Annotated in this window: 16 protein-coding genes; 14 read left to right on the top strand and 2 right to left on the bottom strand. The window is 37.7% G+C overall.

Annotated elements, in window-relative coordinates:
• Positions 1-21 precede the first annotated feature (21 nt).
• Complete coding sequence (locus DSM106972_RS21510; protein WP_127082635.1) at positions 22-4,035, bottom strand: PDDEXK-like endonuclease domain-containing protein; 4,014 nt, start codon at positions 4,033-4,035, stop codon at positions 22-24.
• Between the two features lie 235 nt (positions 4,036-4,270).
• On the opposite strand from DSM106972_RS21510, the gene sbcD reads away from it, so the two are divergent.
• The 3 genes from sbcD (at position 4,271) to DSM106972_RS21495 (ending at position 8,418) form a co-directional block, all read left to right on the top strand.
• Positions 4,271-5,581 carry an exonuclease subunit SbcD gene (gene sbcD, locus DSM106972_RS21505; protein ID WP_127082634.1) on the top strand — a complete coding sequence of 437 codons (1,311 nt, stop codon included), beginning with the start codon at positions 4,271-4,273 and terminating at the stop codon, positions 5,579-5,581.
• A 192-nt stretch (positions 5,582-5,773) separates the two neighbouring features.
• The gene (locus DSM106972_RS21500) at positions 5,774-6,199 is read left to right on the top strand and encodes a hypothetical protein (RefSeq protein ID WP_127082822.1); all 426 of its coding nucleotides are present in this window, start codon (positions 5,774-5,776) and stop codon (positions 6,197-6,199) included.
• A gap of 83 nt (positions 6,200-6,282) precedes the next feature.
• On the top strand, positions 6,283-8,418 hold the full coding sequence (locus DSM106972_RS21495; protein ID WP_127082633.1) for a single-stranded-DNA-specific exonuclease RecJ: 2,136 nt from the start codon (positions 6,283-6,285) through the stop codon (positions 8,416-8,418).
• 69 nt (positions 8,419-8,487) lie between these two features.
• Here the strand turns inward: DSM106972_RS21495 and psb30 are convergent, their stop codons facing one another.
• Positions 8,488-8,610: a photosystem II reaction center protein Ycf12/Psb30 gene (gene psb30, locus DSM106972_RS21490; protein WP_026092833.1), complete on the bottom strand. Its 123-nt coding sequence runs from the start codon at positions 8,608-8,610 to the stop codon at positions 8,488-8,490.
• Positions 8,611-8,761: 151 nt separating this feature from the next.
• On the opposite strand from psb30, the gene DSM106972_RS21485 reads away from it, so the two are divergent.
• The 11 genes from DSM106972_RS21485 to DSM106972_RS21435 all read left to right on the top strand — a co-directional run bounded on the left by DSM106972_RS21485 (position 8,762) and on the right by DSM106972_RS21435 (position 19,455).
• On the top strand, positions 8,762-9,112 hold the full coding sequence (locus DSM106972_RS21485) for a YkgJ family cysteine cluster protein (protein ID WP_127082632.1): 351 nt from the start codon (positions 8,762-8,764) through the stop codon (positions 9,110-9,112).
• Positions 9,113-9,822: 710 nt separating this feature from the next.
• On the top strand, positions 9,823-11,184 hold the full coding sequence (locus DSM106972_RS21480; RefSeq protein WP_127082631.1) for a glycosyltransferase family 4 protein: 1,362 nt from the start codon (positions 9,823-9,825) through the stop codon (positions 11,182-11,184).
• Between the two features lie 327 nt (positions 11,185-11,511).
• Positions 11,512-11,937 carry a hypothetical protein gene (locus DSM106972_RS21475; RefSeq protein WP_186538695.1) on the top strand — a complete coding sequence of 142 codons (426 nt, stop codon included), beginning with the start codon at positions 11,512-11,514 and terminating at the stop codon, positions 11,935-11,937.
• Positions 11,938-12,191: 254 nt separating this feature from the next.
• Positions 12,192-13,502 (top strand): nucleotide sugar dehydrogenase, encoded by a 1,311-nt coding sequence (locus DSM106972_RS21470; RefSeq protein WP_127082629.1) that lies wholly within the window; start codon positions 12,192-12,194, stop codon positions 13,500-13,502.
• Positions 13,503-13,555: 53 nt separating this feature from the next.
• Entirely contained in the window at positions 13,556-14,569 is a 1,014-nt protein-coding gene (locus DSM106972_RS21465; RefSeq protein ID WP_127082628.1) for a Gfo/Idh/MocA family protein, read from the top strand.
• A complete protein-coding gene (locus tag DSM106972_RS21460) occupies positions 14,556-15,182 on the top strand; it encodes an acyltransferase (RefSeq protein WP_127082627.1) in 627 nt (208 codons plus the stop codon). The genes DSM106972_RS21465 and DSM106972_RS21460 overlap by 14 nt, the downstream gene beginning before the upstream one ends.
• Positions 15,183-15,200: 18 nt before the next feature.
• Entirely contained in the window at positions 15,201-16,331 is a 1,131-nt protein-coding gene (locus DSM106972_RS21455) for a DegT/DnrJ/EryC1/StrS family aminotransferase (protein WP_127082626.1), read from the top strand.
• 47 nt (positions 16,332-16,378) lie between these two features.
• Positions 16,379-16,765 (top strand): EamA family transporter, encoded by a 387-nt coding sequence (locus DSM106972_RS21450; protein WP_127082625.1) that lies wholly within the window; start codon positions 16,379-16,381, stop codon positions 16,763-16,765.
• Positions 16,762-17,115 (top strand): multidrug resistance protein, encoded by a 354-nt coding sequence (locus tag DSM106972_RS21445; RefSeq protein WP_127082624.1) that lies wholly within the window; start codon positions 16,762-16,764, stop codon positions 17,113-17,115. The genes DSM106972_RS21450 and DSM106972_RS21445 overlap by 4 nt, the downstream gene beginning before the upstream one ends.
• A 24-nt stretch (positions 17,116-17,139) precedes the next feature.
• Positions 17,140-18,135, top strand: a complete 996-nt coding sequence (locus DSM106972_RS21440; protein ID WP_127082623.1) for a GDP-mannose 4,6-dehydratase — start codon at positions 17,140-17,142, stop codon at positions 18,133-18,135.
• Positions 18,136-18,153: 18 nt separating this feature from the next.
• Positions 18,154-19,455 carry an NAD(P)/FAD-dependent oxidoreductase gene (locus DSM106972_RS21435; protein ID WP_127082622.1) on the top strand — a complete coding sequence of 434 codons (1,302 nt, stop codon included), beginning with the start codon at positions 18,154-18,156 and terminating at the stop codon, positions 19,453-19,455.
• The last annotated feature ends 69 nt before the right edge of the window (positions 19,456-19,524 follow it).

Genomic DNA, 19,524 nt, shown 5'->3' with positions numbered 1-19,524 from the left:
ATACTACACTCTTAATCATGCTTATTTCTGATTACGGAGATATTCTATATGTCCAATCAGTTCATTTATTTGGCTGTCTCTGTCACGATACCACTCACAAGACCAAATTCTGTAAATGTGCCAGCCTAACTTTTCTAGAACTTCTTCACGAAGACGATCTCGGTCGCGTGCTGTAGGGTATTTACGGTAAGTTGTTCCATCACAAATAATACCTAAAAGACATTCTTCTGTTTCTGGCTTGCGATTATCTATTACAACCAAATCAATTGGGTAAGCTGAACGACCCACCCGTTTTTTAACTACATACCCTTTTTGTGTCAGAACCCGATAGATATCTTGTTCAAAAGGTAAACTTATACCATAGGTGTTTTCATCTACTTTTTCATCTAGTTGTTGACCACGACTTCGAGCATATGCAAAATATTCCTTAAGTAATGGAGCTTGTTGACTTCGTTCGGAGTCAAAATTCTCTGCTTTTATTGAGGCAACTAAAACGAACTTACATTTAGCACGAGTTATCGCAACGTTTAACCTTCGTTTTCCTACATTCTGTTGATTTTTACTAAGGGGACCAAAATTGTGATTCAATTGAGTTGGATTTTTATTATCAAAACCAAAGCCAAAACTGTAGAAAATGACATCTCGCTCATCTCCTTGAACTTCTTCAATTGTTTTAATAAAAAACTTGCTTGAATTATCTTGACAAAATTCTTCAATTTGTGTATGGTTCTCACTTATTAAATTGATTTGTTCGCTAATCGCTTTTGCCTGCTCCTTATTTGAAGTAATAATACCTAAAGATTGCTGAGGATAATCTCGGAAATGCTGCAATGTGAGCTTTGCGACCTCTTCAGCTTCGCGGATATTGTCTTTACGCCCTCCACGATCATATATCCCATCTTCGACAAAATGAAAATGTACACCTCGACTAACATCTTTAACAGGATTTGGGAAAGCAATTAATTTTGATTGATAAAATTTTTGGTTTGAGAAAGCAATTAAGCTTTCATCTTTACTACGATAGTGCCACCTCAAAGTAAAGTTCTTTATAATAGATAAAGCAGAACACTCATCAAGCAAACTTTCATAAATTTCTTCCTCTTCATCGTCGTCGCTAGAGGCTGTGCTTTTGAAAAAAGAAGTTGGAGGTAACTGTTGGTCATCTCCCACGACAATCACTTGTTTAGCTCGCATGATGGAACATACAGCATCTTCAGTACAAACTTGGGAAGCTTCATCAAAAATTACGACATCAAACTCTAGCGCATCAGCATCTATATATTGGCTAACGGCTAAGGGACTCATGAGCCAACAGGGTTTGAGTGTAGTCACAAGTTGAGGTGCATTTTTAATAAACTGACGAATTTTCTGTTGCCCTTTTTGCTTTCTAGTCTCCTTTTTAAGTGATGCTAATTGTTCTTCAGCTTCTGATTGTGTTGACCACTCTTGCCAAGATTCTGTATGTAGTTGTCTTAAACGTTGTATTGCAATTTCATACTGTTGCTTATCCTTATCAGAAAATTCATTTATTTTGCGTTCATGCAAATCTTGGCTAAAGTTACGTAACTCATAGTTATCATTATGTATATATTGCAGCCAATTTTCATAGACACCTTTTTCTAACACAGCAAACCAATAATTTGGTGCAATGTTAGAATCGCGGAGCTTAGATAGAAACTCTTTTATTCCAGGTTCATTTAACTGGCGCATAATTTCTTGATAGTCCAACCAGCTTTGGAGTAGATCAAGTTCATTATCGGCTTGCTTTCGGAAAATTTCTACTTCGCTTAGTAGCATTTTTTCTAAAACACCGTTCGCTGTTTTTCGTTCATGAGGAAAATGTTCTCTTAAAAATCTAAAGCCTTCTTTAATCTTATTCAATGATACTTCCAAATTCTCTAATACAGTTCTTAATTCACGCAGACGCTCGCTTGAGCTAAGAGTCGCTATTACACTCTTTTTATCCAGTTGGCGCCAGCTAATAAGCGTTTCCAACCATTGGAGGCCTCGCTCTATAGTTTCTAACTCTGTCATTTCTCCATCAAATGAAGAACCAAAAGCCTTGCGTGCTTGAGATTTCGGATCGCGCAATATATCTAAAATATTTTGGCGTTCAATTGCTTTGTCAATATCTATAATTAGTTCCGGCTCGGAGACTTGACGCTGGTCTTGTCGTAAACCAAGGAGACGTTGACGTTCACGCCTTTTCGCACCAAGCCATCGCAAATAGCCTAGGAAGTTAAAGAAACGCGAAAATCCAGTAAACCTTTTTGAGAAGATTTCCTTAATGTTTAACAAATCGAAACTAAAAAATTCCTGAACGTACTTAGCATTTAGTTCTCGATTAATATTTTGAAAATTGGTAATATTGGTTTTTAACTCAGAATACAACTTTTGAAATACAGCAATATCTGTTGCAAGTAGCCAATTTTCTATTCCCGGCGGAGCCTCAACAATATGAACAATTGCAGGCTGTAGCTTGTCTAAATCAGATAATGATTGGATTGGCTCTGTTATTTTTAACAGTTTTTTAAATGACGCTATCGTATCTTGTGCGCGCTGTATTGCATCGCTAAAATTATCTAGACTACCACGCAAGTCTGTATATATCCTAGATGACCAAGGTTGATACTGTAGCGGGCTACTTGACCATATTGTACTTAGTTTACCTCTGAATATATTCTCAAATTTACCAAGTTCTTCGAGTAAGTTTTTAATTTTCAGTAACTTAGTTTCCGACCAATCGTGGAGGTCTAAACAATTAAACTTTAGTACAGGAATGTCTTCTTGCTGTAATCGAAGAATCTCACCGTAGAGGTCAAAAGCTGATTTATTTAAAGGTTGTTCAAGATTATGTAACTTTACTGCGTGGTTATTAAGGAATTTACGACAATCATCTAAAGATTTAAAGGATGTGTCCCAATTTTGCTGTTGTGGTGCAGTTCTTTGTGAAAGCTTAGTGATTGTTTGATCTAGTTCATTGAAAAAGTCTTTCGCCTTTGTAGTTCCTTGATGGTGTAAATTTAGACACGTATCTTCTAAATTATTTTCTTTTAGTCTTTGAAAGACAACATCTAGAGCAGTTTGCTTTTCAGCAACCACAAGGACTTTCTTCTTTGTACCAATTAACTCAGCAATAATATTGACGATTGTCTGGCTTTTTCCTGTTCCTGGGGGTCCCTGTACTACACAGCTAATGTCTTTTTTAGCTGCTTCTATAACTACTTGCTGGCTAGAGTCGGCATCACGTATTTGATAAACTAATGAAGGGTAAATATTATCAAGTTCCTGCTCTTGAGGAACAGTAGGTTTGTTTACATCACCAAGTACCCTTTTTGAAGCTAGCCTTTGAAGTATGGGATGCCCAGCGATTTTATCTTGATTTTGCTTCAAGTCCTGAATCATTGCTGCTTTCGCATCTTGAAACAATGTCAGGTGCGTTGTTTCTTCTAGCTGCCAGTCAGGTTGTATCGCAATAGCATGGCGAACTCCATCTAAAAATGCTTCATAACCCAGTTTTTGGGCGTTATCGCTATCAGGCAAGGTAATATTAAAGTCATCACTTAACTTGTTAATCAAAAGAAAGTTGACAGAAGTATCTTCATCTGTAGAGTAAAGTGTATACTCTGGTAACTTTCTACCTTTTTTTTCCAATTTCACTGGAACGAGCAAAATTGGGGAAACATACTTGTCGTTGGGTTTTTGGGGGTCAAACCATGTCAAAGTACCGAGGACTAAAAACAAACTGTTAAAACCCTTTTCCGCTAGGCTTGATTTAGCACCTTTACGAAGCTCGTCTAAAATTTTGTTTAGGTCAGTATCGGTCTGCTCGGTTTCCAACTGACTAAAAGGTAATGAGACAGTATCATCTCCTGCAAAGCTACTATACAAAGATGAAGAGTCTGTAAGAATGTTAACTACTGGTTTTTTATTTTTGCGAAAATCAACTAGAGGGTTACTGTTGGAGTCGCCAACGAGCCTTTTTTTCCAAATCTGGATTTTTTGTTGAATTTCCTCAGTTACCGAGATACTCATTCGCTTTCAACTGGTAGTGCTACAAGGAGTGACCTTGTGTTTTAATACTCTTATTTTAAGTGAAATTTCTTATTGAGATCGCCATTTGTTACAAATTGAAGACAATTACTGGATATACAGATACTTAATGGTACAAAATATGGTACGCTATCAGCTTCTCCTCTATAGTAAACGGTAAAATGATTAGGGTGAAAAGTAAGTAAGACAATTATTTGGCAAAACTTGAGATAAATATATGATAAAAATCCTCCACCTCTCCGATATTCATATGGGAAGTGGGTTTTCCCACGGACGCATTAACGCGGAAACTGGTTTGAATACACGCTTGGAAGATTTTGTTCGCACGCTTTCGATGTGTATTGACCGCGCGATTAATGAGCCTGTTGATTTGGTAATATTTGGTGGTGATGCTTTTCCAGATGCTACTCCTCCTCCTTATGTACAAGAAGCATTTGCTTCACAGTTCCGGCGCCTAGTCGATGCCAATATTCCTACTGTATTATTAGTGGGCAACCATGACCAACATTCGCAGGGAATAGGAGGCGCCAGCTTATGTATTTACCGCACGTTGGGTGTGCCTGGTTTTATAGTTGGTGATTCAATAGCTACACATGTAATTCAAACTCGCAGTGGTCCAGTACAAATAATTACACTCCCCTGGTTAACTCGTTCAACGTTAATGACACGTCAAGATACTGAGGGAATGTCACTTTCGGAAGTTAACCAATTATTGACCGACCGTTTGCGTGTGGTTATTGAAGGTGAAATTCGTCGTTTAGACCCTGATATGCCCACGGTACTTTTAGCACACTTAATGGCAGATAATGCAACGCTAGGCGCCGAACGTTATTTGGCTGTTGGTAAAGGTTTTACGCTGCCTTTGTCGTTATTAACGCGCGATTGCTTTGATTATGTGGCATTAGGACATGTTCATCGTCACCAAAATTTAAATAAAAACAATAATCCACCCGTTATTTACCCTGGTAGTATCGAACGAGTTGATTTTAGTGAAGAGAAGGAAGATAAAGGCTATGTAATGATTGACTTGGAACCAGGAAATGCCGAATGGGAATTTTGTCCTTTACCCGTAAGAGTCTTTCGGACTATCGAGCTTGATGTTTCAAAAGCTGAAAATCCTCAAGCAGCAATATTTAAAGCTATTGCCAAACACGATAATACGGATGCGGTAGTCAGGTTAATCTATAAACTCCGTTCCGAGCAATTAGATTTAATCGAAACTTCTGCATTACATGAAGCTTTAAGTTCTGCCCACACTTATAGCATTCACCCTGAATTGATTAGTCAACTTGCACGTCCACGTGTTCCTGAGTTAAACGCAACTCACAGCATCGACCCTATCGAAGCACTCAAAACTTACTTAAATAATCGTGAAGATTTAAAGGATATCTCTGGAAAAATGCTAGAGGCAGCCCAAAATCTACTCTTTGAAAATGAAGAAGATTGGTTGGTCAGCGAAAATAGTAATGACTCTAGTCAAAATCAACTTTCTATGGTAGACAAAAACACACAATTAAAGTTGCTCTAACAAAAGCTTTGTAACTCTTTCCTACTAAACGGGAACAATAAATAAGACAAACGCTATATTGATCCCCCCCCACCCCCCTTACTAAGGGGGGGTAAAGACCCCTTTCTGGTTTCCCCCCTTATTAAGGGGGGTTAGGGGGGATCAGTTCGTCTGTGTTGTTTATTGAAGTAGGAATTACCAAACATGTTAAAAATCTCGAAGATTGTATCTAGCACTATTATTGCAACAACATTACTATTAGGTATAAATAATTACCCTAATCTAGCAGTTGCACAAACTTGTGCTTCTAAGTGTGGTCGGCGCCCGCTTCAGTTTGTACCTGGGCAGTTAGTGAGAGTTGAAGTAGTAAATAGAACACCACGTGTGTTAGCATTACAGAAGAGTGAATTTTCTGAGTCAATTGCTATACAGCCTGGGCAAACTATAAAATTCGAGCAAGTACGTTTGACCGAGCCAAATATCTCTTTACTGTTTTGGGATGATACTGGACGCTCATTGAGTGCATCATTAAGTAAGCTAAATGCGTCTACTTTACGTGTGGAGTTGCGACCTAATTGGCGCCAACCTGGCGACCGTTCGGTTTATGTCCGTGATGATGGTATGATTAACGTTTTGTAACAATAAGTTATCTATTTTGTGGGATGGGCATCTTGCCCGTCTTAATATTTAGATGAAAAATCTTAATTGTATTTTTAATTTTAATGCTCAACACATCTTTTTCCACATCAATTGTAAATACTCGGCGTTTGCCTGACCAAAGATGGCAAATTCAACCAGAAAGACCGGAATTAGCGCAAATGCTCGCGGATAGGTTTAATATATCGCCGATTATAAGTCAGCTTTTGATAAATCGTGGAATTGATACGCTTTATGATGCCGAAATATTTTTAGAACCCGAATTATTAAATTTACCTTCACCGCTAGAAGATTTTCCTGACTTGGCTGTAAGTTTGGAGTTGTTGGAAAATGCCATCGCATCGCAAGCTAAAATTGCCATTTGTGGTGACTATGATGCCGATGGAATGACTAGTACTGCGTTGTTGTTACGTAGTTTACGATATTTAGGCGCCCAAGTTGATTATGCAATTCCAAGTCGAATGCATGAGGGGTACGGTGTAAATAAACGGATTATTGAAGAATTCCATAGTGAGGGAGTAGAGTTAATTCTGACTGTTGATAATGGTATTTCTGCTTTTGAACCAATTGCCAGAGCGAGAGAACTTGGTTTAAAGGTAATTATTACTGACCACCATGATATTCCTCAAAAGTTACCACCTGCAAATGCAATATTAAATCCTAAACTTATTCGCGAAGATTCTCCTTACCGTGGTGTTGCAGGTGTTGGTGTCGCTTATATCTTAGCTGTATCGCTTGCTGAACAACTTGGACAGGCAAATTCTGACATTACTACACAAATGTTAGAACTTTTTACTTTAGGTACTATTGCTGATTTGGCGCCGTTAACAGGTGTTAATCGTCGCTGGGTACAAAGCGGGTTAAAGGTATTACCCAAATCAAATTTAGCAGGAATTCAAGCATTAATTCAAATGTCAGGAGTTCAGGCGCCTTCTAAAGATAATACAAATATCTTAACGCCTGACTTTGGTAATCAAAAATCCACAATCAAAAATCCCAAATCGTTAAAACCTGAAGATATTGGTTTTCGCCTTGGTCCTCGCATTAATGCTATTGGTAGAATTGCCGATCCCCAAATTGTGATCGAATTGCTCACAACTGATGATATGGGGATGGCACTCGAACGTGCGATGCAGTGCGAAAGTATAAATCGTCAGCGTCAGGACATGTGTAAACAAATTGAAGAAGAAGCAATTGAATATGTAGAGACGAGACATGTCGCGTCTCTCCACGATGACCGAGTATTATTAGTAGTCTGTCCTGGTTGGCACCACGGTGTAATTGGTATTGTTGCTTCACGTTTAGTTGAACGCTATGGAGTCCCAGTATTTATAGGCACATATGAGGACGAAGGACATATTCGCGGTTCCGCACGTGGTATTCCTGAATTTAATATATTTGAAGCGTTGGAATATTGTCATAACTTGCTCGGTAAATACGGCGGTCATAAAGCTGCTGGTGGTTTTTCGATACCTGCGGAAAATTTAGAGTTAGTACATTCACGTTTAAGTGAGTTTGCAAATAAGTGCTTAGAGTTACAACATCTGAAACCTTTACTCAAAATTGATACACTCGCTAATCTTAATCAACTCAATCAAAAACTTTATCGACAGCTTAATGTATTAGAACCTTGTGGTATCGAAAATCCTGAGCCAGTTTTTTGGACACCGAATGTCCGCATTATCGAGCAAGGAACCGTAGGTAAAGCTCATATAAAAATGACCATAGAGCAAATGGTAGACAATCGGCGCCATACAATAAAAGCGATAGCATGGCGATGGCGTGAGTATTGTCCTCTACCAGCAAATATAGATATAGCTTATAAACTTCGCGAAAATACCTTCAATGGTGAAACCAACATCGAACTCGAAATTATTGGCGCCAGATTGCCGATTCCAACACCGCAATCACAGGTAATATTATTCAATCAGTTTAAGTCCGTCTCAACGAAACCGCGTACCCAGTTTGAACATCTTGGTCGCAGTTACACTTGCTGTATCTATAATAATGACAAAAATAATGGCGCCTTGGAACTGAGAATACAAAACTCTGAAGGGAAAATCTTGGCTGCAACACCGAACAGTACTACTGGTTTACTCGGAAGCTCCCGTCAAGATGCAAAAGAGGTTGATATATCTCAACCTCCTTACGACACCATTATTCGTGCGGCACTTCAAGCTTTAGATAATGATGATTTTTAAATATCGTTATTTCATTTGGAGTATATGAGTATTTTTACTCCTAACTCCTAACTCCTAACTCCTAACTTGTTACAGGTCGCCGTTACGGAATGCTAATACAAAAATTACTATTGGACCAGACAGCATGATTAGGGCTACTGATGTAAGCTGGAAAATAACTTCCCAATTGATGTTTCCCAACGCCTCAAACATTTTTTCCTCCGAACTTGTATTAAAAAGTTAAATAGCGCACTTAAGGACTAGGATTATATAATATCTGGCTTCGGTCGGTTAATTTTAATTTTCTTAACAAAACTATAAATAAAGATACAATTATCCCTCTGACCCTCTACCCAGACAAACTATGGCTACTTGGCAATGTGTAAAGAATTGTGGCGCCTGTTGTAATCTAGACCCAGCAGACCGTCCTGATATTCATGAATATTTGACCCCTTCTGAGTTACACGAGTACATGAGTATGGTTGGTGAAGGTGGTTGGTGCATTAATTTAGACCACTCAACACGCGAATGTAAGGTTTATGCCAACCGTCCAAGGTTTTGTCGGGTGCAACCAGACGTATTTGAGGATATGTATGGTATTGAGCAAGAAGATTTAAACGATTTTGCTATTGACTGTTGTCGTGAACAAATCGAAGGAGTATATGGAGAGCGCAGTTTGGAAATGCTGCGATTTGATAAAGCTGTAGGAATATAGGCAACGGATTATAAACGGATGTAACGGATAGCTGATTTTATAATTCATCCGTTGCATCCGTTGCCAAGATTCTCGCGTTGAAAATGATTTTTATTATTTTAAATTTATATTTCAAATTGAATTTATGTTGAAATCAAGCAGTTAAGCGCGTTTACCAAGTAAGTATTTTACATAGTCAATATTCACGATCACAAGGCAGAAACTAACTACGAGTAACATAAGATACAAATAATTATTTTTTTTTACAAATAAACTTGGTATCTAATATTGATGCAATTGCACATATGCTTGAATACTATGACTTTGGGAATACGTTTTTTGTATACAAGTGCAAATACTTGCATCAAATATTGCAATGACCTTTTTTTTTGATACATCACTTAAAAAGAAATGTTAAAATTCGGTGAAATAATAATTAGGTTTATATAAACTTTCTATGAAGACAATTAGAAAATGTTAAACATGGTAATGTAGATAATGATTCTGTGTGGAAAATTTATTAAAAATAACAAGATTTTAGATACTTTGGTTTACAATAGCTTCTTAATGAGTTAAAAGAAGTTTTACATGAGCCAATTACTTCACAATTGCTTAGTAATTTGCCTAAATTGACTTGTCATAACTCAAAGTTTTGGGCAACTTCCCGGTGTTCACTATTAAAGCTTGATTAATTCAGTAGTATCAGTTAAAGGATATTTAGGATTTAAACGATGAGATTTAACAAATGGATTAATCTCGAATTATTTCATTCTGTTTTTTCCCAGCAACCAGACTCAAGACAAGATAATAGACAAAAGTCTATAGAAACTCAGCAGTCCATAAAGCTGTCTGTAATTACCCAATTTTTTCCTCCAGATTATGCGGCAACTGGTCAGTTGTTAGAAGAGCTGGTAATGAATTTGGGCTTACTGGGAATTGAGATTGATGTTTTTACGAGTCAACCTGGCTATGCATATCAGGTGAAAAATGCTCCACAGGTTGAGTATAAAGGTCGAGTTAGAATTCAGCGTTCACGCACTGCTCAACTTGCTCCAGGAAGAATTCGCGGCAAAGCGATTAATGGTGTTCTGTACACTTTGCGTGCTGCGTGGCATCTATTTCGAGCTAGACACTGGAATAATGTGCTGCTGATATCTACCGCACCACCATTTCTGCCGCTCTTGGGCTATTTCGCAAATATTGTGTTCAAAACGCCTTATGTTTGCATACTCTATGATTTGTATCCAGATATTGCTGTAGCACTAGGTGTAGTTTCTAAACGTCATTGGTTGGCAAGATTTTGGGAGTCTGTGAACCAAAGAGTTTGGAAAAGAGCTATGGGAATAGTCGTTTTGAGTCCAGCAATGAAGCGACAGGTGGTAATAAGCTGTCCTGCTGTTGCTGATAAGGTTTCGGTAATTCACAGTTGGGCAGATCCAAACTGGATATTACCAATTGCCAAGCATGAAAATTGGTTTGCTTGGAAATACGATTTGGTCAAAAAGTTTACAGTGCTTTACTCTGGTAATTTGGGTCGTTGTCATGATATGAACACGATTCTTGAAGCTGCCAAGCAATTACAAAATGACCCAATTCAATTCCTAATTATTGGTGGAGGCGCCAAGTTGACTGAGTTGGTTACTGAAGTGAATCGTCTTGGTTTGAACAATTTATTGTTCTTACCGTATCAAGACAAGAAGGTTTTACCTTACTCGTTAACAGCTTGTGATTTATCGCTTGTGAGTGTAGATGAGCGAACAGAGAATTTGGTTACTCCTAGTAAGCTTTATTCGGCTTTAGCTTCTGAAAGACCAATTGCAGCAATTTGTTCGCAGTTTTGTTATTTGAGGCAAATCATCACCGAAGCTAACTGTGGTAGTTCGTTTGATAATGGAGATAGTAACGGTTTGACTCAATTTATTCGTTTGCTGAGTCAAGATAGTTTATTAGCTGAACGTATGGGTAAAGCTGGCCGTCAATATTTGCGCGCGAACTTTACACCCAAAATAATTGCTAAACAATATTTAGAGGTATTGAAGCAAGCGGTGATCTCCTCTGAAATCGTCAGTATGACTCAAACACAATCTGAGTAGGCGCAAATTTCAGTAACATTTTGTTAATATTAATTTAAAAAGTTAAGATAATAAAATGTAATGCAACAATTATCCAAGATTGTTATATACTGAAAATAAGAAGTTTAAGTGTTACCCATAAGATTTATCAGGCTAGTACATTACCCAATATCAAAACCACCCGAATCGGTTAAATAAACTGAGCAAACTGAATAAATTAAGTACAACTAAATAAATTTAAAGAGTAAGTTATCAATTAGGAGTATGGGCTTCGATGGTCTTATGATCTCAGTCCCTCCAAACGTAACCTTCATGCAAGTATCTTGTATTGACATTGGAGGTCGAATTATGCAGAAAAGGTGTGACAAAAATCGGAAACGCTCAAAAAAAAGAGCAATATACTGTCCAATTCATGGTTGTTATCTAGAAAGTAGAAGTCCGAAACATCTACTTTTTGCTGATAAAGCAGGTCAATTACAGCAAAGAGGAATGAGTCGGAAAAACGCACTAATAATAGTAGCCTCTCAAACCGCTGTTTTAATACCAGGAGAATGGTTAGAAGCTTTTTGGTGTGAGGAGTGCCAAGAAACCAAATGGTATCACGTCCGTAAACACGAACATGGATACACAGTTTCTTTGGCGCCAGATGAATTATGGCAGCAAGTATCAGGGGTAATTGACCCAAATGGCAACCCAAGTGTAGGAGAGTTCACACGCAGACAAGCAAAGTTAGTTGGTAGTAATTGCATCAAGGATTTTCACTGTGTTGGTTAGCTAATACCCCGCATCAATTGCATCAATTAGTGTAGAGACAAAATTAAATGATGCTGTTGCTCATTCAGGGGCATTACCCCTCATAAAAAGATTTTACGTAATTCCAGGCTATGTGGAGACCGAATGAATTCAGTCTTTACCAACCAATTTGCGTTAAATAGGAGGTATCAACCCTTATTTGTCCACAGAATCATTAAATTGCGTCTGTATACTGATGGAGTAATAAAATTATAAAATCAGGTAAAGTAATTAATATGTTTCTTAAACAACTTGAAGATAAAATCGACAACAAGCAGGCAAAAATTGGAATTATTGGACTAGGGTATGTTGGGCTACCAATTCTTGCCGCATTTGCGAAAAAAGGTTTTGCAGTACTAGGATTTGATATTGACCAGAGCAAAGTAGATAAAATCCTAGCTGGACAGTCTTATATTAAACATATTCCATCAGAGCATTTATTAAACGAACTGATTGATGCCACAACTGATATAAGTCGTTTAGGGGAAGTTGACGCAATAATAATTTGTGTTCCAACTCCTTTAAATGCTCATCGTGAACCTGACTTGGCTTATGTTGTTGATACTTCCTATGCTATCGCACGTAATTTGAAAATAGGTCAGCTCGTTATATTGGAAAGCACTACTTACCCAGGTACTACCAAAGAAGTTATGCTACCAATACTTTCTCGAAGCGGGTTGATAGTAGGAGAAGATTTTGCACTTGCCTACTCTCCAGAACGTGAAGACCCTGCAAATGAGAATTATTCCTTTGCGAATGTTCCTAAAGTGGTTGGTGGAATAACTCCGCTGTGTCTAAATTTAGCTCAAACTCTTTATAACCATATTGTTATTCAAACAGTTCCAGTTTCATCAACTCAAACAGCAGAAGCAACTAAAATTCTCGAAAATATTTATCGTGCGGTAAATATTGCCTTGGTAAATGAGTTAAAGATTCTATTCCAAAAAATGGATATAGACATTTGGGAGGTCATCGAAGCAGCGAAAACTAAACCTTTCGGGTTTCATGCTTTTTATCCAGGACCAGGATGGGGTGGACACTGCATCCCCATAGACCCATTTTATTTAACCTGGAAAGCAAGGGAATATGATGTGTCTTTAAAGTTTGTTGAGTTGGCAGGTGAAGTTAATAGCTTAATGCCTAACTATGTGGTAGATAAGGTAGGAGAGGCACTAAATAATGTTGGTAAACCTTTAAAGAATTCCAAAATCTTAATACTTGGGGTAGCTTATAAGAAAAATATAGATGACCAGCGAGAAAGTCCGTCACTCAAAATTATTCAGCTTTTACAGCAGAAAGGGGTGCATATTGAATATCATGACCCTTATGCGTTGACCTGTGGTAATCATCGTCATTATCCAGAAATAAATCTAAAATCAATAGCTTTAACAAAAGAAAACTTACATAAATTCGACGCTGTTATTATTGCAACTAATCATGACCAGGTAGATTATGACCTTGTTGTCGAACATGCAGCTTTAATTATTGATACTCGCAATGTTTTAGGACAAAAAAACCAAGATATAGAAAAAATAATAGCAGCGTAACTATTAGACAGCATCAATACCCATTCACGTAAGAATAAAGGATGCAAACAAGTATGTCACCACCAATTAATAAATATGTTGCCGTTGTTGGCTGCGGTTACTGGGGCAAAAACTTAGTACGAGATTTTGCTCAATTAGGAGTATTACGGGTTATATGTGATGCCAGTCAACAAATATTAACAGATTTAGGCGCCAAATTTGATGTCGAAGGTGTTTCTGATTTTGATACTGTTTTGGCAATGTCTGATGTCAAAGCTGTAGTCATTGCAACTCCGGCGCCAAGTCATGCTAGTTTGGTTATTCAAGCCTTGAATGCGGGTAAAGACGTATTTGTTGAAAAACCTTTAGCTTTGACGTTAGAAGATGCGCTCTTAATTGAAACTGCTGCACGTAAAAGCAATCAGATTGTGATGGTAGGACATTTACTAGAATATCACCCAGCTTTGATAAAACTACGTAACTTAGTAGCAGCCGGAAAAATTGGCAAGCTACGGTATATTTATTCTAACCGTTTGAGTTTTGGTAAGGTTCGCACAGAAGAAAATGTGCTTTTGAGCTTTGCACCTCATGATATTTGCTCAATTTTAGGATTTACTGGTAAGTTACCTTTATCAGTACAAGCTGTTGGTAGCGCTAACATAACGCAAGTTGAAGATTTTTGCTTAATTAATCTAGAATTTGAACACAATATCAAAGCGCATATTTTTACAAGTTGGCTACATCCGTTTAAAGAACAGCGACTTGTAGTAGTTGGAGAGTCAGGAACATTAGTCTTTGACGATGTATCAACTGATGCCAAGCTAACATTTTATGACCAACAAGCTGAGATACAAGATAATGTACCAGTTCTCAAACTTCATTCCAAGACAGTTATTCCTATTGATACCGCATCACCATTAACCGAGGAATGTAAACATTTTTTAACTTGTGTAGAAACAAGGCAAACTCCTAAAACTGATATTCAAAATGGTATTAATGTTTGCTCCGTTTTACAATCGGCGCAATCATCTTTAGAATCTCAAGGTAAAGCTGTAAGTTTAAAGGAGCTTCAACTTGTCCACTCATAACGGAAATACACAAACCACAGAAAAAAGCACCGATTATTTTGTGCATGAGTCAGCATATGTTGATTTACCTTGTAAAATCGGCGCCGGAACTCAAATTTGGCATTTTAGCCATATTATGCAAAATGTTGAAATTGGAGAAAAGTGTAAAATTGCCCAGAACGTGTTTGTGGCAGCAGGGGTAAAAATTGGCAGCAACGTCAAAATACAAAACAACGTCTCAGTATATGCAGGAGTTACTTTAGAAGACAATGTATTTTGCGGTCCTAGTTGTGTTTTTACTAATATCAATACACCACGTTCTGCTTTTCCACGCAATACTATTGACGATTATCTAGTTACCTTAGTTAAACAAGGTGCAACAATTGGCGCCAATGCGACAATCGTTTGCGGTCATACTATTGGACGTTATGCGTTTATTGGTGCAGGTTCAACCGTTACTAAAAATGTCAGCGATTACGCACTAGTTTACGGCAACCCAGCCAAACAGGTTGGATGGATGTGCGAGTGTGGCGCCAAATTAGATGACTTTGAGGTTGATACTGCGACTACTTGTAAAGCTTGCGGTCGCGAGTACGAATATTGTGCTGAAAACCAAATAAAAAGAAAAGAATAAAGAAAGGATAATATAACAGTGATAAATATTTCTCCATTTGAGGCAACGACTCAGTATAAAAGTATTGCTGACGAAATTGAAAAAAATGTTTGTGCGGTTATGGCAAGTGGACGCTATATTATGGGTCCACAAGTCAAAGAATTTGAAATACAGTTTGCTCAATACTTAAATTGTGAGCAAGTAATTTCTTGTAATTCTGGTACTGATGCACTGCATTTAGCATTAAGAGCATTAAAAATTGGTGCAGGGGATGAAGTTATTACAACACCCTTTACATTTATAGCGACGACTGAAGCAATAGGTATAGTTGGGGCAACCCCTGTATTCGTAGACGTAGAGTTAGATTCTTATAATATAGACACTCAACTCATCGAATCTAAAATCACCGAACGTACCAAAGCTATCATACCCGTGCATTTATACGGGCGCCCATGTAACATGACGGCAATAATGGAAATTGCGCGTAAGTATAATCTGAAAGTGATTGAAGATTGCGCTCAAGCAACAGGTGCCACGTGGGAAGGTAAAAAAGTCGGTACAATTGGTGATGTTGGGTGTTTCAGTTTTTTCCCAACTAAAAACTTAGGTTGCTTTGGCGACGGAGGAGCAATTGCTACATCTAACGCCGAAATAGCCGCACGTGCTGAGTATCTTCGCAGACATGGGGGTAAAGTAAAATACCATCATGAAGAACTTGGATTAAATAGCCGTCTTGATACATTACAAGCAGCCGTATTGCTAGTAAAACTTCCGTATCTTGACCAATGGAATGCGGCTAGAAAGGCAATTACAGACTTTTATCTTGAAGCACTCTCAACAACTACAGGTATTGTTTTACCCCAAAAATTACATCAGGGAAATTCAGTATGGAATCAATTCACTGTTAGGGTACTTGGTGGGAAACGTGACATTATTCAGAAAAGCCTACAAGCTAAGGGTATTGGCAGTATGGTGTATTACCCAATACCGTTACATCTTCAAGAAGTTCATGCTGATCTAAATTATGTTGAAGGTTCACTACCTGTAAGTGAGCAGCTAAGTCATGAGGTTCTTTCTATACCCTTGTTTCCAGAGCTTGAAAGTTCAGCGCAACAAGTTGTTGTAGAGTCGGTAAAAGAAGTGATGGCTGATATTTATTGTTTGCAGTAACTCTTTTTCGTGAACGAGCGCGTTCTTTTTATTAAGGTGATAAAGCCATGACGGTACAGTCGCTGTCTTCTCGTCAAAAAGCTATTTCTTATACAACTTTGTTTATTAGTATAGGATTTGGGATTGTTGGACAATTGCTAATGAAGCACACCATGAGTAGTTCTACGGTAGGGTTGAATTGGTCGTTTATTCAGCAATTAGTTCTTGCTTTGACTGTATATAGTTTGGGTATAGTTAATTGGATTTTAGCGTTACGTGTTGTTAAGTTAAGTATTGCTTATCCTTTGACTAGCTTGAATTACATCGGAATACTTTTTGGCTCTTATTACTTATTTGGTGAGGAAATTACTTTAATTCGCATTTTTGGAGTTATTCTAATTTTCTTAGGAGTACTTTTGGTCGCACTGCCAATTCAAAGAGGAGCAAAAACATGAATTTTGTTCCTTGGCTAATTTTAGCAATGGTTGTGGTGCTTGGTACTGTTGGACAGTTATCATTAAAATATGCATTTCAGGCGCCTGTAAGTAGTAATAATAATACTATTAAAAGTTTATTATTTTCTCCTTTTTTTTGGGTTTGGTTTATTAGCTATATTGTTGTTACAGTTTTATGGCTAGTAGTACTAAAAAGTGTTCCGCTTAGTCAAGCTTTCCCAGCTTTGGGAATGACTTTTGCTCTTGTACCTTTGGCATCTAATAGGTTTTTAAGAGAGAAAGTCGTTTTAAGTCAGTGGTTTGGTATCGCAGTAATTATTGTCGGTGTAATACTTGTTGTCCAAACTTAAACTCATAACTCATAACTTTTTATTATGACACTACCAAAAAGAATTCTGGTTACAGGTGTAGCGGGGTTTCTTGGTTCCCACCTACTTGATAAACTCATTGCTTGCGGACACGAAGTTATCGGTATTGATAACTTAAGTATGGGTAAATTGGAAAATATTGAGCATCATCTCACAAATAAACAATTCCAATTTCTCCAGAAGGATATTACCGAAAAAAGTACCTTTGATCAAAATCTTGGCGCCGATATTGACTGTATAGTTCATCTAGCAGCTTTTAAAATTCCCCGTTACGGTAAAGCTATAGACACGTTAAAAATAAATTACCAAGGTACAGACAATGTTTTAGAGTTTGCTAGAGAGTTAAATTGTAAATGCGTTTTAGCTTCTACTTCTGACGTTTATGGACGTAACCCTGAGTTACCTTTTAGCGAAGAAAGTAATTCGGTAATTGGTTCATCGAAAGTCGCGCGTTGGAGTTATGCTGTTTCAAAACTATTTGATGAGCATTTAGCGTTTGCATATCAAGAAAGCTATGGTTTTCCTGTTGTTCTGCTGCGCTTTTTCGGTTCGTATGGTCCACGTCATCACTTATCTTGGTGGGGTGGTCCGCAGTCAGTGTTTATCGAACAAGTATTAAATGACGGAGAAATCACTATTCATGGTGATGGTATGCAAACCCGTAGCTTTACATTTGTTGATGATACGGTTGCAGGAATTTATGCTGCCATCATTAACAGTAATGCGAATGGCGAAATTTTCAATATAGGCAACAACCAAGAAGTTACTATTTTAGATTTAGCCAAAACCATTAAGCGCATCAGTAACACACCCGGTGAACTCAAGCTCAAGTATATTCCTTATGAGTCATTCACTGGTAAAAAGTACGAAGACGTAATGCGACGAGTACCTGACAGCAGCAAATGCGAACAAGTTTTAGGTGTTAAAGCACAAGTGAGTTTAGAGGAAGGACTTACACAAACTATTGCATGGCAACGTAGCTTAGGTCTATACAAATATTAAGCCTTACCCCTTACCCGTATGAAAATTGGTATTATCGGCGGTGGGATGATGGGATTATCACTTGCCTATCGTCTATCACAACAAGGTCATCAAGTCACCGTATTAGAAACTAATGAGCAGTTGGGTGGACTTGCAACTCATCATGATTTCGGCGCCTTTGTGTGGGACAAGTTTTATCACGTTATCTTACCGTGTGATACCGATTTGGTTAATCTTATCAAAGATATTGGCTTAAAAGATAAACTACATTGGCGCCCTACACTCACTGGTTGTTATATCGACCAAAAGCTTTACTCGATAAGCAACACCATCGAGTTTTTTAAATTTCCCCCTCTGAGTATTATTGGTAAACTGCGGTTAGCTTTTACCATGCTCTACGGTTCACGGGTAAATAACTGGCAAAAGTTAGAAAAAATACCCGTTGAAAAATGGTTGTTGAAAATATCTGGTAAAAACGCTTACGAAAAGCTATGGAAACCCTTGTTACTCGCCAAGCTTGGAGAAAACTATCAACGTGTTTCTGCTGTATTCATATGGTCATATATCAAACGCTTATTTTCTGCGCGTGATTCTTCATTACATAAAGAACAATTAGGTTATGTAGAAGGTGGTTACAAAACAGTTTTTGACCGTTTAGCCGAATTAATTCGTGCATCAGGTGGAAATGTTCTTGCCAGTACAAAAGTTCAATATATTGCACCTCACCCTGAGCAGGGAATATGGGTGGAGAGTAATAGGGGTAAAGAGCTTTTTGATAAAGTCGTTTTTACGGCGCCTGTAAATGTACTACAACAAGTAGTATCTAATGATTTAGCTCAAGTATCAGGGGATGGGAATGTTGAATATTTAGGGGTTATCTGTATGGTTTTGATAACTCGTAAACCATTGGTACCTTTTTATATCGTAAATCTTGCTGACTCTCGAATACCTTTTACTGGGGTGTTGGGGATGAGTAACTTGGTTTCTCTAAAAGAGACAAATGGGTTACATTTTACTTATTTTCCTAAGTATATACACTCTGAAGACCCTTTGCTCAAACAACCAGACCAATCACTGCGTGACTTATTTTTCAAAGGGTTACGTTTAATGTTTCCAGATTTAGACGCTGATGACATTGTATCAGTTCATATCAATCGGGCACAGAAAATGCAACCATTACAAGTATTAAATTATTCTCGAATGGTGCCCCAAGTATTCACGCAGCACAAAGACTTCTATGTGTTAAATTCATCACAATTTATTAAGGATACTTTGAACAACAACACGGTAGTTCGACATGTCGATAAATTCGTACATGATTGGAAAGAAGGCAATAGTTAAGTTTGCTTTGCTGTCAAATTTGTAAGTATATATACGATAGTCATTAATTAAATATTTAGTTACCTTAAA

The sequence above is a fragment of the Dulcicalothrix desertica PCC 7102 genome, from assembly GCF_003991905.1.
In the GTDB taxonomy this organism is placed as follows: domain Bacteria; phylum Cyanobacteriota; class Cyanobacteriia; order Cyanobacteriales; family Nostocaceae; genus Dulcicalothrix; species Dulcicalothrix desertica.
The sequence above is the reverse complement of the archived record's forward strand: the minus strand, read 5'-3'. Positions and strand labels throughout refer to the sequence as shown.

Excerpts from the sequence above, each read along its gene's own strand:
- DSM106972_RS21510 (WP_127082635.1), bottom strand. The coding sequence starts at position 4,035 with ATGAGTATCTCGGTAACTGAGGAAATTCAACAAAAAATCCAGATTTGG.
- DSM106972_RS21450 (WP_127082625.1), top strand. The coding sequence starts at position 16,379 with ATGACGGTACAGTCGCTGTCTTCTCGTCAAAAAGCTATTTCTTATACA.
- DSM106972_RS21475 (WP_186538695.1), top strand. The coding sequence starts at position 11,512 with ATGCAGAAAAGGTGTGACAAAAATCGGAAACGCTCAAAAAAAAGAGCA.
- DSM106972_RS21445 (WP_127082624.1), top strand. The coding sequence starts at position 16,762 with ATGAATTTTGTTCCTTGGCTAATTTTAGCAATGGTTGTGGTGCTTGGT.
- DSM106972_RS21440 (WP_127082623.1), top strand. The coding sequence starts at position 17,140 with ATGACACTACCAAAAAGAATTCTGGTTACAGGTGTAGCGGGGTTTCTT.
- DSM106972_RS21480 (WP_127082631.1), top strand. The coding sequence starts at position 9,823 with ATGAGATTTAACAAATGGATTAATCTCGAATTATTTCATTCTGTTTTT.
- DSM106972_RS21470 (WP_127082629.1), top strand. The coding sequence starts at position 12,192 with ATGTTTCTTAAACAACTTGAAGATAAAATCGACAACAAGCAGGCAAAA.
- DSM106972_RS21465 (WP_127082628.1), top strand. The coding sequence starts at position 13,556 with ATGTCACCACCAATTAATAAATATGTTGCCGTTGTTGGCTGCGGTTAC.
- DSM106972_RS21485 (WP_127082632.1), top strand. The coding sequence starts at position 8,762 with ATGGCTACTTGGCAATGTGTAAAGAATTGTGGCGCCTGTTGTAATCTA.
- psb30 (WP_026092833.1), bottom strand. The coding sequence starts at position 8,610 with ATGTTTGAGGCGTTGGGAAACATCAATTGGGAAGTTATTTTCCAGCTT.
- sbcD (WP_127082634.1), top strand. The coding sequence starts at position 4,271 with ATGATAAAAATCCTCCACCTCTCCGATATTCATATGGGAAGTGGGTTT.
- DSM106972_RS21435 (WP_127082622.1), top strand. The coding sequence starts at position 18,154 with ATGAAAATTGGTATTATCGGCGGTGGGATGATGGGATTATCACTTGCC.
- DSM106972_RS21495 (WP_127082633.1), top strand. The coding sequence starts at position 6,283 with ATGCTCAACACATCTTTTTCCACATCAATTGTAAATACTCGGCGTTTG.